The organism is Streptomyces sp. NPDC002867 (assembly GCF_053591895.1).
The window spans coordinates 64,892-83,201 of record NZ_JBSFUR010000016.1; the positions used below are offsets into that span (position 1 = coordinate 64,892).

Consider the following 18,310-nt stretch of genomic DNA (forward strand, 5'->3'; position numbering starts at 1 on the left):
TCAACGATCCCTACCTTGTTCCCATCGTCGAGCCGAGCCCGATGTGCGTGATCTCCCGATCGCGAGGCCGGAAGCACCGCTTCACCGGCAGTTCTCCAGAGGTCTCGGCCCGTTCCTTCCCTCCCTCCGTGAGGTCATCGTGACATCCATCCCCACCACCCCCCCGACGACTGTCGAGGCTGAGCCGACCGGCCGGTTCGCCTGGTACCGGTCGATGTCCCCGCAAGGCCGCAAGGCGTTCAAGGGGGCTTTCGGCGGCTATGCCCTCGACTCCTACGACTTCCTTGTGCTGCCGATGGCGATGGTGGCCATCACCGCCTACTTCGGCCTGACGACGGCTCAGACCGGCCTCCTGACCACTGTCACGCTGCTTGCCTCCGCAGTCGGTGGCGTGATCGCGGGCATGCTGATCGACCGTATCGGCCGGGTGAAGACGCTGATGGTCACGGTGGCCACCTACGCGCTGTTCACCGTGCTGTGCGGCTTCGCCACCAACTACCCGATGCTGCTCGGCTTCCGGACGCTCCAGGGAATCGGCTTCGGCGGGGAGTGGGCGGCCGGAGCAATCCTGGTCGCCGAATACGCCAAGGCCCGCTACCGCGGCCGTGTTCTCGCCTGGGTCCAGAGTTCGTGGGCGGTGGGCTGGGCGCTGGCCGTCGTTGTCGGCACCGCCGTCATGAACAACGTCGACCCGGATCTCGCCTGGCGGGTGCTGTTCTGGACCGGAGCGCTGCCGGCGGTACTGCTGGTGTACGTGCGGCGCAATGTGGAGGATGCGCCCGAGGTGACCGAGCGGCTCGCGGAAAAGGACGCGCGCGTCCCACTGTCCTCCATCTTCCAGGGTGACCTGACCCGCAGGACGTTCTTCGCGACCTTGCTGGCCACCGGCGTGATGGGCGGCTACTACACGTTCGCCACATGGCTGCCCGCCTACCTCAAGGCGGAGCGTGGCCTCACCGTCGTCGGTACCGGCGGCTACCTGAGCGTGCTGATCACCGGCGCCTTCTGTGGCTATGTCACCGCAGGTCACCTCGTCGACCGGCTGGGACGCAAGGCATCGTTCGCCCTCTTCGCATTCCTCAGCGCGGGCCTGCTGATGACCTACGTGAACATCCCCGAGGGGTCGAACACTCTCCTGCTCGTACTCGGCTTCCCCCTCGGCTTCAGCGCCTCCGCCATCTTCTCCGGCTTCGGCTCCTACCTGGCCGAGCTCTACCCGAGCGCGGTCCGCGGCACCGGCCAGAGCTTCACCTACAACGTCGGACGGGCCGTCGGGGCCATCTTCCCCACCGCCGTGGGCTTTTCGTCGGCGGGTGTCGGCGGCGCGCTGATCTACGGTGCCATCGGCTACGGACTCGCCCTCGTCGCGCTCCTTTGGCTGCCGGAAACCCGCGGCAGGGAACTGTCCTGACGCACAGTCGGCCTTCAGGCAGATGATTCTGCAGATCAGTGGTGGTCGGCGGCACTGCCGGCCACCACTGTCATGCCTGGTCCGGACCGCCGGGCCGGCACTCACGAGAGGTTCCAGCCGTTGCACACCAGAGCGAGCCATTCCCTCAAAGGAAGGCTTCGGCGCCGGTATGAGCCGGACGTCAAGGCCGTGCGCCGCTTGTACCGACCCGAGAACTGGCGCGTCCGGCACAAGCTGACCGCGGTCGTGCTGTTCCCCGGCCTGCTGGCGGCTGCCATGGCCGTCGTGAGCATTTCGCACACCATCGGCGACGCGAACGACCACAGACGCTTCTCCGAGATGGCCCGGCTCCAGCAGCCGGCCCTCGACCTGGTCCGGGCTCTCCAGGACGAACGCGACGTCACGGCATTCTTCATCCGGGGCCGGCGCGAGGCTGAGGATACCGACCCACGGGAACAACGCGCCGAGGTCGACACGGCGGTGGCCGCCTACCGCTCGGCAGCGGCCGGCATCGACACCACCGATGATCCGCAACTCGACACAGTCCTCCAGGACATCGCCAGGGAACTGCGCAGCCTGCCGGAACTGCGCATCTCCGTGGACCGGGCCAACCTCACGCAGAGCTCCATCCTCGCCAACTACACCACGGCCATTCGCAGGTTGCTGGAGATCGGACCGGCCCTGGCCTCGCGAAACGGCGGCAGCGCGGCCGCTTCCCACGTGCGCTCCCTCAACGCCCTCTCCCGGGCCACGGAGAACACCAGTCGGGTGCGTGCCTCACTCAACAGCGTCCTGACCACCCGCACCTTCCTCGTCGGGCAGTTCCCGGACTTCGCCGGCACAGTCGCCCGCCAGCAGGAATCCATCAACGAATTCATGACCACGGCGAGCACGGAGCAGCGGAGTCTGTACGCCGACACCGTGAAGGGCGCACCGGTCAGCACCGCACACGCCATCCAGGAACGAGCCACCGAACAGGCGCAGTCTGCGCGCATCGACGTGGACCCCGCGGCCTGGCACAGAGCCTCCAGCCACAAGATCACCCTGATGCGGGAGGTGGAAGCGGAGATCCTCGCCGACCTCGTGACCGTCAGCAGCGAGGCACACGCCTCCCGGGAGCGTGTGGCCCTGTGGTCCGCGGTCGGACTGGCGGCCGTGTTCGCAGCCACGGGCTGCGTGATCACCGCCGTAGTGCGTTCCCTGACCCGTCCGCTGGCAAAGCTGCGCATGTCGGCACTGGAGGTTGCCAACGAGCGCCTGCCCGAGGCGCTCACCCGCCTGCGGCAGGCGGATGTCGACGATCTCGACGGTTACCGGTCGACGCCCACCGGCGTGGCGTCCGACGACGAGATCGGGGAAGTCGCCGAGGCCTTCGACGCGGTGCAGAGCGCCGCCGTCGCCCTGGTCAGGGACCAGGCAGCGCTGCGCGCGCACATCAACGGCATGTTCATCCACCTGTCACGCCGCAACCAGCAACGGGTGGGCAGGCTGCTCACTGAGATCGGCGACCTCGAGCAGCACGAGCGCGACCCCGACCACCTTGCCCGCCTCTTCCGCCTGGATCACCTCGCGACGCAGATGCTGCGCACGGACGAGAGCCTTCTGGTGCTTGCGGGGTCCGACACCGGCCGCATCTGGGAACAGCCGATGCCCCTGGCCGACATCATGCTGGCGGCCGGCGCCGAGGTCGAGCAGTACACCAGGATCGACTACCGTCCCCTGGTGACCGCGGACATAGCGGCGGATGCGGTCACCGACCTGGTGCACCTGCTCGCCGAGCTGATGGAGAACGCGACGGACTTCTCCGGCGCAGACACGCGCGTCACAGTGACCTGCGGGATGGCACCGGACCGTCTGAGCGACCTCCTCATCTCCATCCAGGACCACGGCACCGGGATGGCGCCCGATCACCTGGCCGCGGTGAATCAGCGGCTCGCTTCCGCTTCGTCTCTGGACCCGGGCGCAGGCCGGAGCATGGGACTGATCGTCGTCGGCCGCCTCGCCGCCAAACATGGCGTCCACGTCCATCTGGTCTCCGGCGTTCAGCGGGGGACCACGGCACTGGTACGCATCCCGGCGAGCCTGCTCACCGCCCGCCACCACGGCGCTCCGGCCACGCACGAGCAGTGCCCCCCGCCCGCCGACCGGCCCGTCTCCCGATCCGAGCCCGCCCGGCTCTCCTCCCAGGGAACTGCCGACGACCCGGGAACTGCCGACGACCCGGGAACTGCCGACGACGACGGTTTCCCCCGCGGCGCCCCCCACAGCACCGACGCCGCACCGGCCTTCTCCTCGCCCCAGGAATGGCTGACCCAGCGCCGGTTCGCCCAACGCTTGCACAGCGGTGACACCCCCGCTCCCTGCCCGCCGCCTCCCGCCCGATCCGGCAGCACCCCACCCGACACGGAAGGTCGCCTCTGATGCCCAGACCAGCTGCCGGCGTCGCCGCGCTCCTGTCCACCGCGCTGCTCGTCGCAACGGCCTGCACCGGAAGTGCCGACGTGCCGGTCCAGCCTCACAGCACGGTGAACATCGGCTTCCTCGCACCTGTGTCGGGGCCCGTGGCCACAGTGGGAACCGACACCCGGCGGGGCGCCGAACTGGCCGTCGAGATCGTCAACGGCCGTTACCCGATCCCTCTGCCACTGGCGAAGGGCGCTGGCCTGCCACGCCTGCACAACGCCCGGATCAAACTCCTGGTGGCCGACACCCACGGCTCCACGACGCGTGGTGCCGCCGAAGTCGAGCAGTTGGTGACCGATGGGCAGGCGGTTGCCGTCGTCGGTGGATACGAGTCGGCCGTCACCGAAGCGTCCAGCGCGCGGTCCGAGAAACTGAAGATCCCCTACGTCAACGGAGGCTCCTCCGCCTCCTCGCTGACCGAACGGGGACTGGACTGGTTCTTCCGCACCGGCCCCTCGGAGCTCGACTACGGCCGGGTGGTCTTCTCCCTGCTCAAGGAACGCCAGAGCACGGGTACGTCCGTCCGGCGCATCGCCGTCATCCACCAGGACGATCAGTACGGCAACGACGGAGCCGCCATGATCAAACGCCTCGCGTCCCACGTCGACGGGCACGTCGTCGCCGACGTGGCAGTCGAGAGCGGGACGGAGGGCCTCGTCGCTCCTGCGCGTGCGGTTGCGGAGGAGGAGCCCGACGTCGTCCTGACACTGCTGTACACCGCGCAGGCCCTGGCGCTGCAGGAGTCCTTCCGCTCCCTTGCCTACCGCCCCGAGGCACTCATCGCGTTCGGCGGCGGCCATGCGGATCCTGCCTTTCTGCGCAAGGCCCGGGCCGGGGCGGAAGGAGTGTGCAGCCGGTTCGCGTGGTCGGCAGACCTGGCCGAACGCAATCCCACGGCCAAGGCCGTCGCGGACCTGTACAGGAAGCACTATCGCGCTCCGATGAACGACGACGCCGCCCGCGCGTTCACCGCCGTCATGACCCTCGCCCAAGCGATCAACAGTGCTGGATCCCGCAAGCCGGCCGACATCCGCTCGGCACTGGTGAACACAGACGTACCGGGACGGGACACGATCATGCCCTGGGACGGTGTGAAATTCGACGACAATCATCAGAACATCGGCGCACGCGGCATCGTGGAACAGGTGCACGCCGGCAGATACCGCTTGGTCTACCCCTACGACGTCGCTCAGGCCCAGCTGGCGTGGCCAATGACGGGTGACGGTGGGTGAGCGGCCGCACGTCACCGGCGTCGGCCGGGTGGGGCCGGCGCGCCGGCCTGATGCCCGGCCCGTCAGGCGGTCCGGAGCTCCGAGTACCTCTGAACCAGCAGCTTTTCCGCGTCGGCAAGGTAATCGGCCAAGAGCAGTTCGGCTCTGACCCTGTCCGCCTCGCGCAGGGCGGACAGGATCTGCCGGTTGCGCTCCAGGAAGGGCTCGTGAAAGCCGCGCGGGTTGTCCATGGCATGGAAGACCAACCGCAGTTCCGCCAGGACACCGCGCATCAGCTCGTCCAGACGCTTGCTCCCGGCGAGGGCCACGACAGCGTGATGGAAGTGGATGTTCGCTGTGCCGAGCTCGAGCCAGGAGCCTTCTGCCGCCGCCTTGTCACCTTCGGCGACCGCGGCTTCAGCCCTGCTCAAGTCGTAGGGGGGTGCCCCGAGATTGCGGACTGCCGCGCATTCGATGAGCTTGCGGACCCGGTAGATGTCGGTCACGTCCTGCACCGTGAGGTCGCGGACGAAGACGCCGCGGTTGAGCTCGTGGACGAGCAGCCTCTCGTGGGTCAGCAGACGGAAGGCCTCGCGCAGTGTGTTGCGGGAGACTCCCAACGCGCTGCCGATCGCGTCCTCGGACAGCTTGCTTCCCGGTCGCAGATACCCGTCGGTGATACGAGACCGCAGGATGTCGGCCACCCGGTCCGCGGTACTGGACCGCCCCAAGAGCGCCCGGTCCCCGGCGAGAACTGACGGGTCGACCTCGGTTGTCATCCCTTTTCCTTCCCCGACGGCCGGCGGTGCGGCCGATGACCTCTTCAAGCCTGCTCGTTTCCAGTCAACCGGAAATGGGTGAACGAAACAACACACCATCTACCGGATCGTTCAACGATCCTCTAGTATGGATCCCAGAGGTGTTGCTCTGCCGGGTCAAGATCTGGGTCCGGATCAGGGGCACGCCGGCGCTGTCGAGGGCCGCTGCGCCCCAGTGGCCAGAGCTTGATTCCTACAGGCCTGCACAGGACGGGAGTCGTCGCCGACACCTGTGACGAGAGGATCATCGATGACAAATGTTCCAGCCCCGGTAGCCCTGACTCCCCGGGCGGCGCGGGCGAGATTCCGCGACGGCACCGACGTGCCCACCACGGGTTGGTGCGCCGCCTATACGCAGGTGAACCTCATCGCAGTGCCGGCCGACTGGGCCTACGACGTTCTTCTGTTCTGCCAGCGCAACCCCAAGCCGTGCCCTGTCCTCGACGTCACCGACCCGGGCTCCTGGTCGACACCGCTGGCCCCCGGCGCGGACCTGCGCACCGATGTCCCCCGCTACCGCGTCTGGCAGGACGGACAGCTGGTCGACGAGCCCACCGACGTCGTCGACGTGTGGCGCGAGGACCTGGTCACGTTCCTCATCGGCTGCAGCTTCTCCTTCGAGACAGCACTGGCCGAGGCAGGCGTACCCCTGCGCCATGTGGATCAAGGCCGCAACATCGCCATGTACCGGACCAGCCTCGACTGCCGGCCGGCCGGCCGGATCAAGGGATCCGTGGTCGTGTCCATGCGGCAGATTCCCGCCGGCCTGGTCGACACCGCGACACGCGTCAGTGCTCTCATGCCGGCGGTGCACGGAAGCCCTCTGCACGTCGGCGACCCCGCCGCTTTGGGCATCAAGGACCTCGACCAGCCCGATTTCGGAGATCCGGTGGCGGCCGTGCCGGGCGACGTACCGGTGTTCTGGGCCTGTGGGGTCACGCCCCAGGCAGCGCTGATGGTGTCGCGACCCCCCTTCGCGATCACGCACGCCCCCGGGTACATGCTTATCACCGACGCTCGTGACACGGACTACCGCCTCGCATGACCGCGCAGTGGCTGCTCGTGCCGAGTGGACTGCTTCAAGGAGACACAACAGCTGTGACAGACATCGTGATCGACCTCAACGCCGATCTGGCAGAAGGCTTCGGTCGCTGGACGCTCACCGACGACGAGGCGATGCTGTCGGTGGTGACCAGTGCCAATGTCGCCTGCGGTTTCCACGCCGGAGACCCGAGCATCATGCACCGCGTCTGCGACACGGCAGCCGAACGCGGCGTGCGGATCGGAGCCCAGGTCTCCTACCGAGACCTGGCCGGCTTCGGCCGCCGAGCCATGGACGTCCCCGCCCAGGAGCTCGCCGACGAGATCACGTACCAGATCGGCTCCCTCCAGGTGTTCGCCCGGGCAGCCGGAGCGGACGTCGCGTACGTAAAGCCTCACGGGGCGCTGTACAACCGTGTGGTGTTCGACCACGAGCAGGCAGCCGCCGTCGCTGCGGGTGTCCGGCTCGCGGATGCCACGCTGCCCGTCCTGTGCCTGCCCGGCTCGGCCATGCATGCCCAAGCCCGGCTCGTCGGCCTGCCGGCGGTCGAGGAGGCTTTCGTCGACCGCGCCTACACGGCGGAAGGGACGCTCGTTCCCAGGGCCACCCCGGGCGCGGTGCTCACCTCTGCCCAGCAAGTCGCCCGGCGGGCCGTGGACCTGGCGCGGAAGGGCTGCGTCGACTCCCTCGACGGGGAAACGGTGCCCATCAGGGCGCGCTCGCTGTGCCTGCACGGAGACACCCCTGGGGCCGTCGAGCTGGCCAAGCACGTGCGCGGGGCGCTGGAATCGGCGGGTGTCAGGGTAGAGGCCTTCGCATGAGACTGAACCCTGTGGGAGCCGATTCCCTCCTGGTCGACCTGGACACGCCGGAGGAGGCGCAAGCCTGGCATGTTCAGATCCTGGACCGCCGCAGCGCAGGCACGCTCCCGCCGGTGCGCGAGGTCGTGCCCGGCGAGAAGACCGTACTGCTGTACGGAGTCGGCGACGTCGACGCCATGGCCGCAGAACTGCGTCACTGGTCGGTACCGGCGCTCACAGCCGACAGCGGCCCGCTGGTCGAGATTCCGGTGCGCTACGACGGTGCCGATCTTCCCGCCGTGGCGGAGCTGTGGGGTGTCACCGAGCACGATGTGGCCGGCATCCACAGCAGCACCCAGTACCGCGTGGCCTTCTGCGGCTTCGTTCCCGGGTTCGCCTACATGCTCGGGCTCCAAGAGCCCTACCACGTGCCCAGGAAAGCGGAACCCCGCACGTCCGTACCCGCGGGCTCCGTGGCACTGGCAGGCCCCTACACCGGCATCTACCCCCGCGCCTCTCCCGGCGGCTGGCAGCTGATCGGCACGACTGACGTGTGCCTGTGGGACATGGAACGCGACCCCGCCGCGTTGCTGGCCCCGGGCACGCGTGTCCGCTTCATCCCACAGCCCGTATCCCGTGATCGGGGCGCGACCAAGAGAACCGTGCAGGCCGACACGAAGGGCGGGGGGCACAACGCATGAGCGGCGGCAAGATGGAAGTCATACGGGCCGGCGCCCTCACAACGATTCAGGACCTCGGCCGGTTCGGCCACGCCAGTCTGGGCGTACCGCGGTCCGGCGCCCTCGACCAGCCGGCGCACCGTCTGGCGAACCGGCTGGTGGGCAACCCGGCCGACGCTGCAACCCTGGAAACCACACTCACCGGCGTGGCCGTACGCGTCACGCAGGCTGTGGTCGTGGCCGTGACCGGTGCCCCCGCCCCGGTACGCGTCAACGACAGACCCGCGGCGTGGGCCGAGCCGGTGTACCTGCCCGCAGGCGCTGTGCTGTCGGTGGGCACGGTCACGAGCGGCCTGCGCAGCTACGTCGCCGTCAGCGGAGGTATCACCGTCCCGTCCACCCTGGGCAGCCGCTCCACCGATCTCCTCTCCGGCCTCGGCCCCGCCCCTCTCCGGGACGGCGACACCGTCGCCGTGGGCGTACCCGGCGGTCGGCCGATGCGATGCGACACCGTGGCATGGCAGGCGCCCCCGTCCGAATTGGTGCTCCCGGTACTCCTCGGCCCTCGGGACGACTGGTTCACGCGCGCCGCGGTGGACACTCTCGCGAGCGCCCGATTCTGGGTCTCCTCCAAGAGCAACCGCATCGCGCTGCGGACGGACGGCCCTGTTCTCGAGCGCGCCGTGCACCGTGAAATGGCCAGCGAGGGCATGGTCGTCGGCGCGATTCAGGTGCCACCCGAGGGGAAACCCGTGGTCTTTCTGGCCGACTCCCCGACCACCGGCGGCTATCCCGTCATCGGTGTCGTACCCGAGAACCGACTGGCTGCGGCAGCTCAGGCCGTGCCGGGCCTGCCGGTCAGGTTCGGTCCGATCCACCGACGCCGCCGGATCTGAGCCGGCCGGAGCGTGGGGCGGACGGGCTCCGCGCCGGCCGGCCCTCCAGACCTCCGCACTCCTGGCCCGCCACCGGACCGACGACGGGCGGCTGCCTGCGCCGCTGAGCCGGTCAGGTGAGTTCCGTGCCGCGGGTCTCCGGCAGACCGACAAGGGCGATGAGGGCGACGGCGTAACCCATGACGCCGTAGACAAGAGCGCCGCCGACGCCTTCGTCGCCTGCCGCAAACCCCACGGACGTCGGGAAGAAGGCCCCGCAGGCACGTCCGACGTTGTAGGTGAAACTCTGCCCGGTGCCCCGGACAGCACTCGGGTAGAGCTCGGCGAGGAAAGCGCCGAAGCCGGAGAAGATGGCGGAGGCACAAAAGCCCAGAGGGAAGCCCAGGACCAGAAGCATTCTGTTGGAACCCTGGGGGATGTTGATGTAAGCCATCAGCAGGCCCCCGCTGAGAACCGCAAAAAGGGCGAAGGACTTCTTGCGTCCCAGAAAGTCGATCACGTAGCCGGCGGTGACGTAACCACAGAAGGCGCCGGTGATGAGCACGAACAAATAGCCGCCGGTACCGACGACGGTAAGACCGCGTTCGGTCTTGAGATAGGCGGGCAGCCAGGTCGCAATGGTGTAGTAGCCGCCCTGCACCCCCGTCGCGAGCAGGGTGGCGAAGAACGTCTTGCGGGCCAGGGCGCCTTGGAAGACCGATGACAGCGGGACGCGCACCTCCTTCGCGAGCCGCCTGGTCACCTGGGGGGCGTCCTGCACCTTGCGGCGCACGTACACCAGCAGCAGTGCGGGAAGAGCGCCGGTCCAGAACATCACGCGCCAGGCGATGGCGGGGTCGAGGTTGTCCATCACCACGGTGCTCACGATGACCGCCAGCCCCCAGCCGACGGCCCAGGAACTCTGGATGAAGGCCAGCACCCGGCCCCGGTACTGGCTCCTGGCGTATTCGGCGACCAGGACGGCACCGGCCGCCCACTCGCCGCCGAACCCGATGCCCTGAAAGGCCCTGCTCACCAGCAGCATGGGATAGTTCACGGCGAAACCGCACAGCACGGTGAACAGGGCGTAGGTGCCCACGGTGATCATGAGGGTGCGGACCCGGCCCACACGGTCGATCAGCACCCCGGCGAGAATTCCACCGATCGCAGACATCAGCAGTGTGACGGTCGTCAGCAGTCCCGTCTGCGCCGTGCTGAGGCTGAAGTAGCCCGCGATCGCGACCATGCTCAGCGGCAGTACCTGAAAGTCGTAGGAGTCGAGAGCGAAGCCACCGAACGCCCCTTTGAAGGCCCGGCGTCCCTCGCGAGTGAACGACCGGTACCAGGACAGAGGGCCCGTCACCTCCTGGCCGTCCGGCCCCAGACCGCTCGGCGTGGACGCCACGGTGTACCTCCTATCGCCAGAGAGGAGGCACATCGGAGGCTGCTGAGCCGCCCGACGCGGGCCTCGCCGGGAAATCCGCGCTTCCAGCCTCTCATCCGCCGAAATGTGGTGAGCCCAGCTGCGCAGGATGTCGGCCAAGTCTGGCGCCCTTTCGAAGGGAATCCGGTGTCCCGGCGCGCGGGCCCCCGGTCGTCTCTGCGCCGGATTGCCGCATTGGTGAACGACCCCGTCTCGGCCACGGCCACGAGCAGCCGCAGCGCGTCGTTCTCGAACACGTTCCTCCCGCCGCCCCGGGCCTCCCCCCGGCCCTCGACTCGTCCTCAACCCATGCCTGTGGCGCATGGATTCCATCCAATCCAGTCGCTGGTTACATCTCTTGCCGCGCCCTAGCGTCTTTCGTGCGGCGGCGCTGCGGAGGAGGAAGGCGCACGGCCGCTCCACCGACACGTGCGATCCGAGGGGAGAGGTGTGATGTCGCGACGAGCTGAGAAGGGGCGGGGCCGGTGGGATCAATGAACCGGAGGGGCGTGCTCCAGTTGCCGGTCATGCTCGCTGATCTGAAGGAACTCGTCCGGTGCGAGTCCTTCTCGGGAGACCACGCCGCGGTGGCGCGCAGTGGCGAGGCGGTCGGCACCCTCGGCACGAGGCTGCTGCGAGCCGAGCCGGAGACGATAGTGATCGACGGGGTGACCCATCTGCGCTGGGCCTTCGGTACCCCGCGGGTGCTGCTGGTGGGACACCACGACACGGTGTGGCCCATGGGATCGCTCCGGTCCCGTCCCTGGTCGGTGGCCGACGGCATGGCCCGTGGCCCCGGGGTCCTGGATATGAAGGCGGGCCTGGTGCAGATGTTCCACGCGCTGGCCTCGCTGCCTTCCCCGGACGGAGTGTGCGTCCTGGTCAACGGGGACGAGGAGGTCGGCTCCCCGACATCCCGGCACCTGATCGAGGAAACCGCGCGGGGGTGCGGCGCCGCCTTCGTGCTGGAGGCGGCCGCGGACGAGAGGGGTGCGCTCAAGACCGCCCGCAAGGGCACCTCACGGTACGAAGTCGTGGTGCACGGCCGGGCAGCCCACGCGGGTCAGGAACCGCACAAGGGGGTCAACGCCGCCGTGGAGGCCGCTCACCAGGTACTGGCCCTCGCCGGCATCGAGGCAGCCGTGGGCGCAGCTCACCCTCTTCTGGGCGCCGCGACCGTCACGCCCACCCTGCTGTCGGCCGGCAGCGCGCGCAACACGGTGCCCGCGACGGCGAGGGTGTCGGTGGACGTACGTGTACCGACCGCGGCGGCACAGGACCGGATCGACGGGCTCGTACGAGAGCTCACCCCACGAACGCACGGTGCCCGGCTGGAGGTTCTGGGCGGCCCCGGGCGGCCGCCCATGGAACCGGAGTCCAGCGCCGACCTGTTCGCCCTCGCCTTCCGCGTCGCCGCGGAACTGGGCCAGGCGCCCCTGAGCGCAGCCGCCGTCGGAGGCGCCTCGGACGGCAACCACATCGCGGCGACGGGCTGCCCGACCCTGGACGGCCTGGGCGCGGTGGGTGGTGGAGCCCACGCGGACACCGAGTACGTGGAGGTCGCGCAGATGGTCCCTCGCGCGCGTCTGCTGGCCGAGTTGATGAGGAGGACCGCGCGATGAAGCAACCGGCACGACACCTCGCCCGGGACGAGGAAGCCGCCGCGCTGCTGGCTGCCCGCATCGAGGCGGAACACTGCTGCGACACCCCGTCGTGCCGGCGGCACAGCGTCGAACCGTCCAATGCCGTCGGCCTGCTCGCCGCGATCCGCGAACGTCAGGGCTTCCGCTCATGGTCGCGTGCGGCTTGAGTGAGGAAGCGATCGAGCAGGCACGAGCCCACCCTGAGGGCGGCACCTGGTACGCGGTCCGGTCCATCGCCGAATTGGTGGCGGACGCTGGACGCACCGAGGAGGCCGTCGCCGTTCTCGAACAGCACACCCCCGCTGACAGCAGCATTCTGGCCTGGCACCTCATCGACCTCGGTCGCGTCAAAGACGCCATGGCGCTTCTTCAACAGCGCGAGGCCACGCCGGCCGAGCCGCTGTGGACCGGCGCGCCCGACGACGAGCCTCCGTTCTGAATTCGCTGCCTGGCCAAGGGGCGCCGAGCCGGCCGACGACAGCGGTGGCGCGGCCGGCTTCGGCGGTCCGAACCCAGGAGGGCTGCCTTGTCGGTACCGCGGTCTACGGTGCGACCATGTCGTTTGACCTGCCCGATGGTCTGCCTCCCGGCCGGTTCCTGTCTTGTGGTCCCGTACGCGTGTGGAGCTCTGACGAATTCCCTCAAGACGTCGAACGGCTGTGGCCCCGCCTGCTGAGCGAGCAAGGAGCACACGGCCTGGTTCCCCTCCTGTGCCGGCCCGCCGCCATGGGAACACCGCTCAGCTTGGACCAGGTTCACGCCGTCCGTCTGGACGGGGTGCTGGCCGCGGACTTCGCCGAGTATCGCCGCAGGAGGCTGCCGTTGTGGACGGATCCGACGCCGGCCCCGGTACCTGAAGGAGTCGAGCCGTGGCCACACGACCCCGGGCCGCCCTTCGAACAGTGGCCGGGCCTGGCGCCTGAGTTGTCCTTCACCTCTGAAGGCCCCACGCCCGAGGAGGCTGCGTCAAGCCTGCTGGCCGGGCTCATCGAGACGGGCCGGTTCGGGCTGGACGAGTGTCGCCTCGTTCTCGTCCCTGCCCATCGCAGCAGCGATGCTCTGGCGTTGATCGGCTGGTCTGCGGAGGCGCCGCTTCCTCTGCTGTCCGCACTCCTGCGGAGCTGGGAGGACCGCTTCGGTGCCCAGGTCGTGGCGGTGTTCGGCAGGGAGCTGTACGTCTCGGTCGCGCGACCTCCCGTTGAAGCAGAGCACGCGAACCTGCTCGCTTTGGAGCACGTGCTGTCGACCGCGGACAACATCCTCGATGACCCGCCCACGCCGTTCCCCGAGTATGCGACGGAGCTCGTGGGGCGGACTTCCTGGTCGTTCTGGTGGGACTAGGCACGACGGCCGGGCTGCCCAAGGAAGTAGGTGTGGTCGAGAAGGCGGAGCTCGGCCGTGAGCGCACCGCAGTCCCGCCCAGCAGCAGGTCCTGCTCATCCTTGCCGGGCAGGCGTCGGCACTGCTGTCACAGGCGGCGTTCGACCTCCGCCGCCTGGAGGGAGCCAAGCGCCTCGCGCGCACGGCTGTTCTGGACGGCGAACAGCGCGGTGCGAGCCGCTGCGGGCTGGATCCGCTCGGTGTCTCACTCCTGCAGGCAGCTCAGCGCCTGCATGGCCTCGCGCTCCAGGCGTGAAAGATCGCACAGGATGGTCCCTGCCTGTGCGAGGTGCTGCGCATCGCCTGACTCGCCGGCTTTTGTGATCAGTGCTGCGGCTTCCGTCCACAGGGTGGCTGCCTCGGTGTACAGCCCGTGGCCGGTGCGCAGGTGTCTGCTGTCGAGTAGGTGGGTGCATTCGGCGAGGAAGTCGCGGTAGAGGTTACGGAACAGGGCGCCGCCGGTGCCGGCCTTCTCCATCAACAGGGCGGCTTGGGGCAGGTCCCGTTGCGGGTTGTCGGTCCGCTGGAGCCATGTGCGTACCAGCTTGCCGGCCTTCTCGATCCCACGGTGGCCCAGGTTGGAGATGGGCGGGTTGAGGAAGGCGTCGGCGCAGGCGGTGATGGCGGGAATGATCTGGCCCTGTGGGGAGGGCGGGTTCGTCGGAGCGGTGAGGGTGAAGGACCGGTGCTTGGCGGTCATCGGGCCGCGCGCGGCCCTGGCCCGGGCGAGGCTGGTCAGGCTGGTGGATACCGCTCCGCCTTGCTGGTCGGTGTCCACCAGGTAGGCGTCGTGGTCGCCATAGCCGTACATGGCGACGACATGACCGCCGAAGTGCACCTTCGACCCGAAGTAATCCAGGTAGTAGCTGTCGAGCTGCAGTCCGACGGGGCGGCCAGCGTCGATGAGGGCTGCCACGTTCTCCCATGCCCTGCGGGGGGAAGCGGTCTCCTGGACCAGGAGCTCCAGCCCGAGTCTGGTGGCCAGGTTTCTGGTGAGATCGAAAGGCTTGACCCGTCCCCCGAGGAAGGGGAAACCCATGTTCTTGCTGTCCCAGTAGATGAAGGACAGACCGGAGCCGAGGCCGAAGAGCATGGGCTCGGACAGATCGAGCCCTTGGTGCCGCAGCAGCACACCCAGAGCTGTCGTCTCGCAGTGCTGCGTACTGCGGTCATCGATGCCTTTCACCGTGGTCATGCCATGCTCTCCTGGACGGGGATGATCAGCCGGGTCATCAGTTCCTCTTGCGGTGCCTCCGCCGGTCCGACGAGATAGGCCTCGCGTACAGGCGCTCGCGGGCGCAGACCGCGCTCGTGGACGGCGGCAAAGAGCGCGTTGTAGGCCAAGGGCAGCTGGGCGTAGGGCCCGATGTGCATAGTCTCGGCCACGGGTCCGCCGGGCAGCACCTCGAACTCCGGACCGGTCGTCCTTTCCCTCTGCGGTGTCTGCACTCCGACGGCGATCTGCATCCGCTCTTGCAGGTCCAGCGGGTACAGCGCCCACAGCGGCGGCTCCCATGCCGTTCTCGCCTTGCCGAGCACGGGCAGCAGCCGGCCTACGCACTCCCCGACCATCTCCCCGATCTCCGCAGGGGTGCAGACCGCTCGCACCACAACCAGCCGTCGCTCCGGCTCTCTGCCCATCGTCACCTCGTAGCCGGGCAGGCCGCCCTCCGCCAGGCGCTCCAGCATCTCCAGCCGTGCCCGGTCCCTGCTGATCCGCTCGGCCAGCCGGTCCCGCTCCGCGCGCAGGATCTGTGCCCTGGACTCAGGCTCGGCAGCCAGCACCTGGGCGATCACAGCCAGGGGAAGATCCATTTCGCGGAGCAGGGCGATGGTCAGGGCATCGCGTGCCTGTTCAGGCGCGTAATAGCGATAGCCGGAGCCGGCGTCCACGCGGGCAGGAGCCAATAGCCCCATCTCGTCGTAGTGCCGTAGCTGCTTGACGCTGAGCCGGCACAGGCGGGCGAAGCGCCCGATGGTGAGAAGTTCGTCTTGCACGCCATCATGGTGGACTCTCCCACGGTGGGAGAGTCCACCGCTGTGCCCTGTTGAACTGCGGTGGCGGCCCAGGAAGTTGAGCAGATCGCGCGGACCAGGCGATGGCGGCGTTCATGGACGGTGAGCTGGCCTCGGCCGAACCCGTCGTCCTCGGGTACGAGGTGTATTGGTCACGAGCGTTGCTCATGACCACTGGGCTTGATCACGGCGAAGGCCTCTGGTGTGGTGGAGCTGTCCAGTGGCTCGTCACACCGTGTTGGCCGGGTGATCAACGGTGTCGATGACAGCGGCTGTGGTTCCCGGTCATGGGGTTCTCGGGTTCTCTCATCGTGGCGCGAGCCGTCCGGCCGTTGACGGAGTTGGCGGCGATGCGGTCCTCGGGCTGCGTGCCGTGTTGGTGGGCGCGTGACGGCGAGTGGCAGATCCTCCATGCGTCCCCCGGTGGGGATCCGGAGTCTTCGATCATCGGTGATGGCGCGGGATTACGGCCTCCCCTGTGAGTGGATCGGTGATCCGGTCGAAGTGAGTGAGCGAGCTGCAGTCTGGGCTCGCGAGGCCGGCCTTCGACCAGACCCGGTGGCCCTCAGGACTGCCCTGGTGGCTGAGTGCGATCCGCTGGCGGAGGACTTGGTCTTCGCGCTCGTTCACGCCTTGGGGTTCCGGTTTCGTGACAGGGTCGACCTCGAACCGCCAGCTATGTGATCAGGGAGTACCCGTTCGCCAACTGCGCCCCTGAGACTTCATCGCCGCCGGGGAGCTGCCAGTCGTCGACCTGCGCACACAACGCTGCCCACGCCAGGGAGCTGCAGCGGTGTGCGCGGCGGCCACGAACACCACTTCCGGACGGTTGGGCGGGGACGATTCCGTGTCGCGACACCGTAGAAACTCGCAGGTCACGGGCGTATGTGGTGGGCACACCACAGCTCTGTGGGCGGGAGCGCGTGCGCCACCATGCAGGCGGCCGTCGGCGGCGATGAGCCTTGCCTCCAGCCGATCGCGTCGGAAGGCGCGCATACGCCGGCACTTGCGCCAGGGGCCGGTTCGGCGGCGCCGGACGTGGGCACTCGCGCCCGGGCCCGGTTCGGCGGCGACCGGGAAACGGCGGACCCTGGAAGTAAAGAAACCTGGAGGCTGCCATGGACCTCGTGGAGGAGCGCCCGTACCGCTACCGCATCGATCCGCGGCGCGACATGAGGGTGCCCGGGATCGTGTTCGCCTCGCGCGTGCTGCTGCGGGACGCCGAGAAGTCGTTGGAGCAGGTCGCCAACGTGGCGACGCTGCCGGGCATCGTGACGGCCTCGTACGCGATGCCGGACGTCCACTGGGGCTACGGCTTCCCCATCGGCGGAGTGGCCGCGACCGACGTCGAGGAGGGTGGAGTGGTCTCACCCGGCGGTGTCGGGTTCGACATCTCCTGCGGCGTGCGGCTGCTGGCCGCCGACTGCGACCGGCAGGACCTCGCGCCTGTGCTGTCCCCCTTGATGGACGGACTGGGCTGGGCCACCCCACGCGGCGCCGGACGCGGCGCGGTCTGGCAGCTGGGCAGCACTGCTCAGCTCGAACGGGTACTGGAGGGGGGATCCCGGTACGCGGTCGAGATGGGCCACGGAGAGCCGCGCGACCTGAGCCGCTGCGAGGACAACGGGGCGGTACCCGACGCGGACGTGACGCAGGTGAGCGAGCGGGCGGCGGAGCGGGGGCTCGGGCAGGTCGGCAGCCTGGGCGGCGGCAACCACTTCCTGGAGGTGCAGGAGGTCGCCGAGGTCTACGACGAGCCCGTCGCCGCCTCCTTCGGACTCGCCCTCGGCCAGATCTGCGTGATGATCCACTGCGGCTCGCGCGGGCTGGGGCACCAGGTCTGTACGGACCATGTCCGGGCGATGAACCTGGCCATGCCGCGGCACGGCATCACGGTTCCCGACAAGCAGCTCGCCTGCGCCCCGGTCGACTCGCCGGAAGGGCGCGCGTATCTCGGAGCGATGGGCGCCGCGGCCAATTACGGGCGCGCCAACCGTCAGCTTCTTTCGGAGGCGGCGCGCCGTGTGTTCCGCCGCGAGCTGGGGGCCCGTCTCTCCCTGGTCTACGACGTGTCCCACAACCTGGCCAAGATCGAGACCCATCTCGTGCGGGGGAAACCGCGTACGTTGTGCGTCCACCGCAAAGGTGCCACCAGGGCTCTGCCGCCCGGCCACTCCGATCTGCCGGACGACCTGCGCGGGGCCGGGCAGCCGGTGCTCATTCCCGGCACCATGGGCACCGCCTCGTATGTCCTGACCGGGGTCCCCGACGGCGACGCGTTCCATTCCACCTGCCACGGGGCCGGCCGGGTCCTGAGCCGGCACGCGGCCGTGCGGGCGGTGCGCGGCCGGGAGCTGCGGTCCCGCCTGGAGGCGCAGGGGATCGCGGTACGCGGTGCGTCCTTGCAGGGCCTGGCCGAGGAGGCCCCAGAGGCGTACAAGGACGTCTCCGCCGTGGTGGAGGCGAGCGAGGGCGCGGGGCTGTGCCGCAAGGTGGTCCGGCTGGTCCCGTCGGGCGTGGTGAAGGGGTAGGCCGGACCATCAGGGAT

The 18,310-nt window shown here is 69.0% G+C and carries 16 protein-coding genes; 12 read left to right on the plus strand and 4 right to left on the minus strand.

Annotated features, from left to right (window positions below; all coding sequences use genetic code 11):
• Positions 1 to 139: 139 nt before the first annotated feature.
• The 3 genes from ACWD0A_RS17690 (at position 140) to ACWD0A_RS17700 (ending at position 5,106) form a co-directional block, all read left to right on the plus strand.
• A complete protein-coding gene (locus ACWD0A_RS17690) occupies positions 140 to 1,411 on the plus strand; it encodes an MFS transporter (protein ID WP_451299031.1) in 1,272 nt (423 codons plus the stop codon).
• A gap of 198 nt (positions 1,412 to 1,609) precedes the next feature.
• On the plus strand, positions 1,610 to 3,832 hold the full coding sequence (locus ACWD0A_RS17695; RefSeq protein ID WP_451299033.1) for a sensor histidine kinase: 2,223 nt from the start codon (positions 1,610 to 1,612) through the stop codon (positions 3,830 to 3,832).
• Entirely contained in the window at positions 3,832 to 5,106 is a 1,275-nt protein-coding gene (locus tag ACWD0A_RS17700) for an ABC transporter substrate-binding protein (protein ID WP_451299035.1), read from the plus strand. Before ACWD0A_RS17695 ends, ACWD0A_RS17700 begins: the two co-directional genes overlap by 1 nt.
• Positions 5,107 to 5,168: 62 nt before the next feature.
• Here ACWD0A_RS17700 and ACWD0A_RS17705 read toward each other — a convergent pair whose 3' ends face one another.
• A complete protein-coding gene (locus ACWD0A_RS17705; RefSeq protein WP_451299037.1) occupies positions 5,169 to 5,864 on the minus strand; it encodes a GntR family transcriptional regulator in 696 nt (231 codons plus the stop codon).
• 289 nt (positions 5,865 to 6,153) lie between these two features.
• Between ACWD0A_RS17705 and ACWD0A_RS17710 the strand changes: the two genes are divergently transcribed.
• The 4 genes from ACWD0A_RS17710 to ACWD0A_RS17725 are packed head-to-tail and all read left to right on the plus strand — an operon-like array spanning position 6,154 to position 9,321.
• Positions 6,154 to 6,948, plus strand: coding sequence for a putative hydro-lyase (locus ACWD0A_RS17710; RefSeq protein ID WP_451299039.1), 795 nt, complete (start codon positions 6,154 to 6,156; stop codon positions 6,946 to 6,948).
• A 53-nt stretch (positions 6,949 to 7,001) separates the two neighbouring features.
• Positions 7,002 to 7,766, plus strand: coding sequence for a LamB/YcsF family protein (locus tag ACWD0A_RS17715; RefSeq protein ID WP_451299041.1), 765 nt, complete (start codon positions 7,002 to 7,004; stop codon positions 7,764 to 7,766).
• On the plus strand, positions 7,763 to 8,446 hold the full coding sequence (locus ACWD0A_RS17720; protein ID WP_451299043.1) for a 5-oxoprolinase subunit B family protein: 684 nt from the start codon (positions 7,763 to 7,765) through the stop codon (positions 8,444 to 8,446). The genes ACWD0A_RS17715 and ACWD0A_RS17720 overlap by 4 nt, the downstream gene beginning before the upstream one ends.
• On the plus strand, positions 8,443 to 9,321 hold the full coding sequence (locus tag ACWD0A_RS17725) for a 5-oxoprolinase subunit C family protein (RefSeq protein ID WP_451299045.1): 879 nt from the start codon (positions 8,443 to 8,445) through the stop codon (positions 9,319 to 9,321). Before ACWD0A_RS17720 ends, ACWD0A_RS17725 begins: the two co-directional genes overlap by 4 nt.
• Before the next feature lie 112 nt (positions 9,322 to 9,433).
• Here ACWD0A_RS17725 and ACWD0A_RS17730 read toward each other — a convergent pair whose 3' ends face one another.
• The gene (locus ACWD0A_RS17730; protein ID WP_451299173.1) at positions 9,434 to 10,738 is read right to left on the minus strand and encodes an MFS transporter; all 1,305 of its coding nucleotides are present in this window, start codon (positions 10,736 to 10,738) and stop codon (positions 9,434 to 9,436) included.
• Between the two features lie 512 nt (positions 10,739 to 11,250).
• Here ACWD0A_RS17730 and ACWD0A_RS17735 point away from each other — a divergent pair.
• The 4 genes from ACWD0A_RS17735 (at position 11,251) to ACWD0A_RS17750 (ending at position 13,707) form a co-directional block, all read left to right on the plus strand.
• Positions 11,251 to 12,345 (plus strand): M20 family metallopeptidase, encoded by a 1,095-nt coding sequence (locus ACWD0A_RS17735; protein WP_451299047.1) that lies wholly within the window; start codon positions 11,251 to 11,253, stop codon positions 12,343 to 12,345.
• Positions 12,342 to 12,533, plus strand: a complete 192-nt coding sequence (locus tag ACWD0A_RS17740; protein WP_451299049.1) for a hypothetical protein — start codon at positions 12,342 to 12,344, stop codon at positions 12,531 to 12,533. The genes ACWD0A_RS17735 and ACWD0A_RS17740 overlap by 4 nt, the downstream gene beginning before the upstream one ends.
• Entirely contained in the window at positions 12,530 to 12,805 is a 276-nt protein-coding gene (locus ACWD0A_RS17745; RefSeq protein ID WP_451299051.1) for a hypothetical protein, read from the plus strand. Before ACWD0A_RS17740 ends, ACWD0A_RS17745 begins: the two co-directional genes overlap by 4 nt.
• A gap of 116 nt (positions 12,806 to 12,921) precedes the next feature.
• Positions 12,922 to 13,707 carry a DUF4253 domain-containing protein gene (locus ACWD0A_RS17750; protein WP_451299053.1) on the plus strand — a complete coding sequence of 262 codons (786 nt, stop codon included), beginning with the start codon at positions 12,922 to 12,924 and terminating at the stop codon, positions 13,705 to 13,707.
• Positions 13,708 to 13,951: 244 nt separating this feature from the next.
• Here ACWD0A_RS17750 and ACWD0A_RS17755 read toward each other — a convergent pair whose 3' ends face one another.
• Positions 13,952 to 14,941 carry a BtrH N-terminal domain-containing protein gene (locus ACWD0A_RS17755; RefSeq protein WP_451299055.1) on the minus strand — a complete coding sequence of 330 codons (990 nt, stop codon included), beginning with the start codon at positions 14,939 to 14,941 and terminating at the stop codon, positions 13,952 to 13,954.
• The gene (locus ACWD0A_RS17760) at positions 14,938 to 15,744 is read right to left on the minus strand and encodes a MerR family transcriptional regulator (RefSeq protein ID WP_451299057.1); all 807 of its coding nucleotides are present in this window, start codon (positions 15,742 to 15,744) and stop codon (positions 14,938 to 14,940) included. Before ACWD0A_RS17760 ends, ACWD0A_RS17755 begins: the two co-directional genes overlap by 4 nt.
• 1,136 nt (positions 15,745 to 16,880) lie before the next feature.
• Here ACWD0A_RS17760 and ACWD0A_RS17765 point away from each other — a divergent pair.
• Positions 16,881 to 18,293, plus strand: coding sequence for an RtcB family protein (locus tag ACWD0A_RS17765; RefSeq protein WP_451299059.1), 1,413 nt, complete (start codon positions 16,881 to 16,883; stop codon positions 18,291 to 18,293).
• Positions 18,294 to 18,310 lie beyond the last annotated feature (17 nt).

Bases quoted from the DNA above. Each gene is read 5' to 3' on its own strand.
- ACWD0A_RS17700 (WP_451299035.1), top strand. From the start codon at position 3,832: ATGCCCAGACCAGCTGCCGGCGTCGCCGCGCTCCTGTCCACCGCGCTG.
- ACWD0A_RS17705 (WP_451299037.1), bottom strand. From the start codon at position 5,864: ATGACAACCGAGGTCGACCCGTCAGTTCTCGCCGGGGACCGGGCGCTC.
- ACWD0A_RS17710 (WP_451299039.1), top strand. From the start codon at position 6,154: ATGACAAATGTTCCAGCCCCGGTAGCCCTGACTCCCCGGGCGGCGCGG.
- ACWD0A_RS17720 (WP_451299043.1), top strand. From the start codon at position 7,763: ATGAGACTGAACCCTGTGGGAGCCGATTCCCTCCTGGTCGACCTGGAC.
- ACWD0A_RS17725 (WP_451299045.1), top strand. From the start codon at position 8,443: ATGAGCGGCGGCAAGATGGAAGTCATACGGGCCGGCGCCCTCACAACG.
- ACWD0A_RS17730 (WP_451299173.1), bottom strand. From the start codon at position 10,738: ATGTGCCTCCTCTCTGGCGATAGGAGGTACACCGTGGCGTCCACGCCG.
- ACWD0A_RS17735 (WP_451299047.1), top strand. From the start codon at position 11,251: ATGCTCGCTGATCTGAAGGAACTCGTCCGGTGCGAGTCCTTCTCGGGA.
- ACWD0A_RS17740 (WP_451299049.1), top strand. From the start codon at position 12,342: ATGAAGCAACCGGCACGACACCTCGCCCGGGACGAGGAAGCCGCCGCG.
- ACWD0A_RS17750 (WP_451299053.1), top strand. From the start codon at position 12,922: ATGTCGTTTGACCTGCCCGATGGTCTGCCTCCCGGCCGGTTCCTGTCT.
- ACWD0A_RS17755 (WP_451299055.1), bottom strand. From the start codon at position 14,941: ATGACCACGGTGAAAGGCATCGATGACCGCAGTACGCAGCACTGCGAG.
- ACWD0A_RS17765 (WP_451299059.1), top strand. From the start codon at position 16,881: ATGGACCTCGTGGAGGAGCGCCCGTACCGCTACCGCATCGATCCGCGG.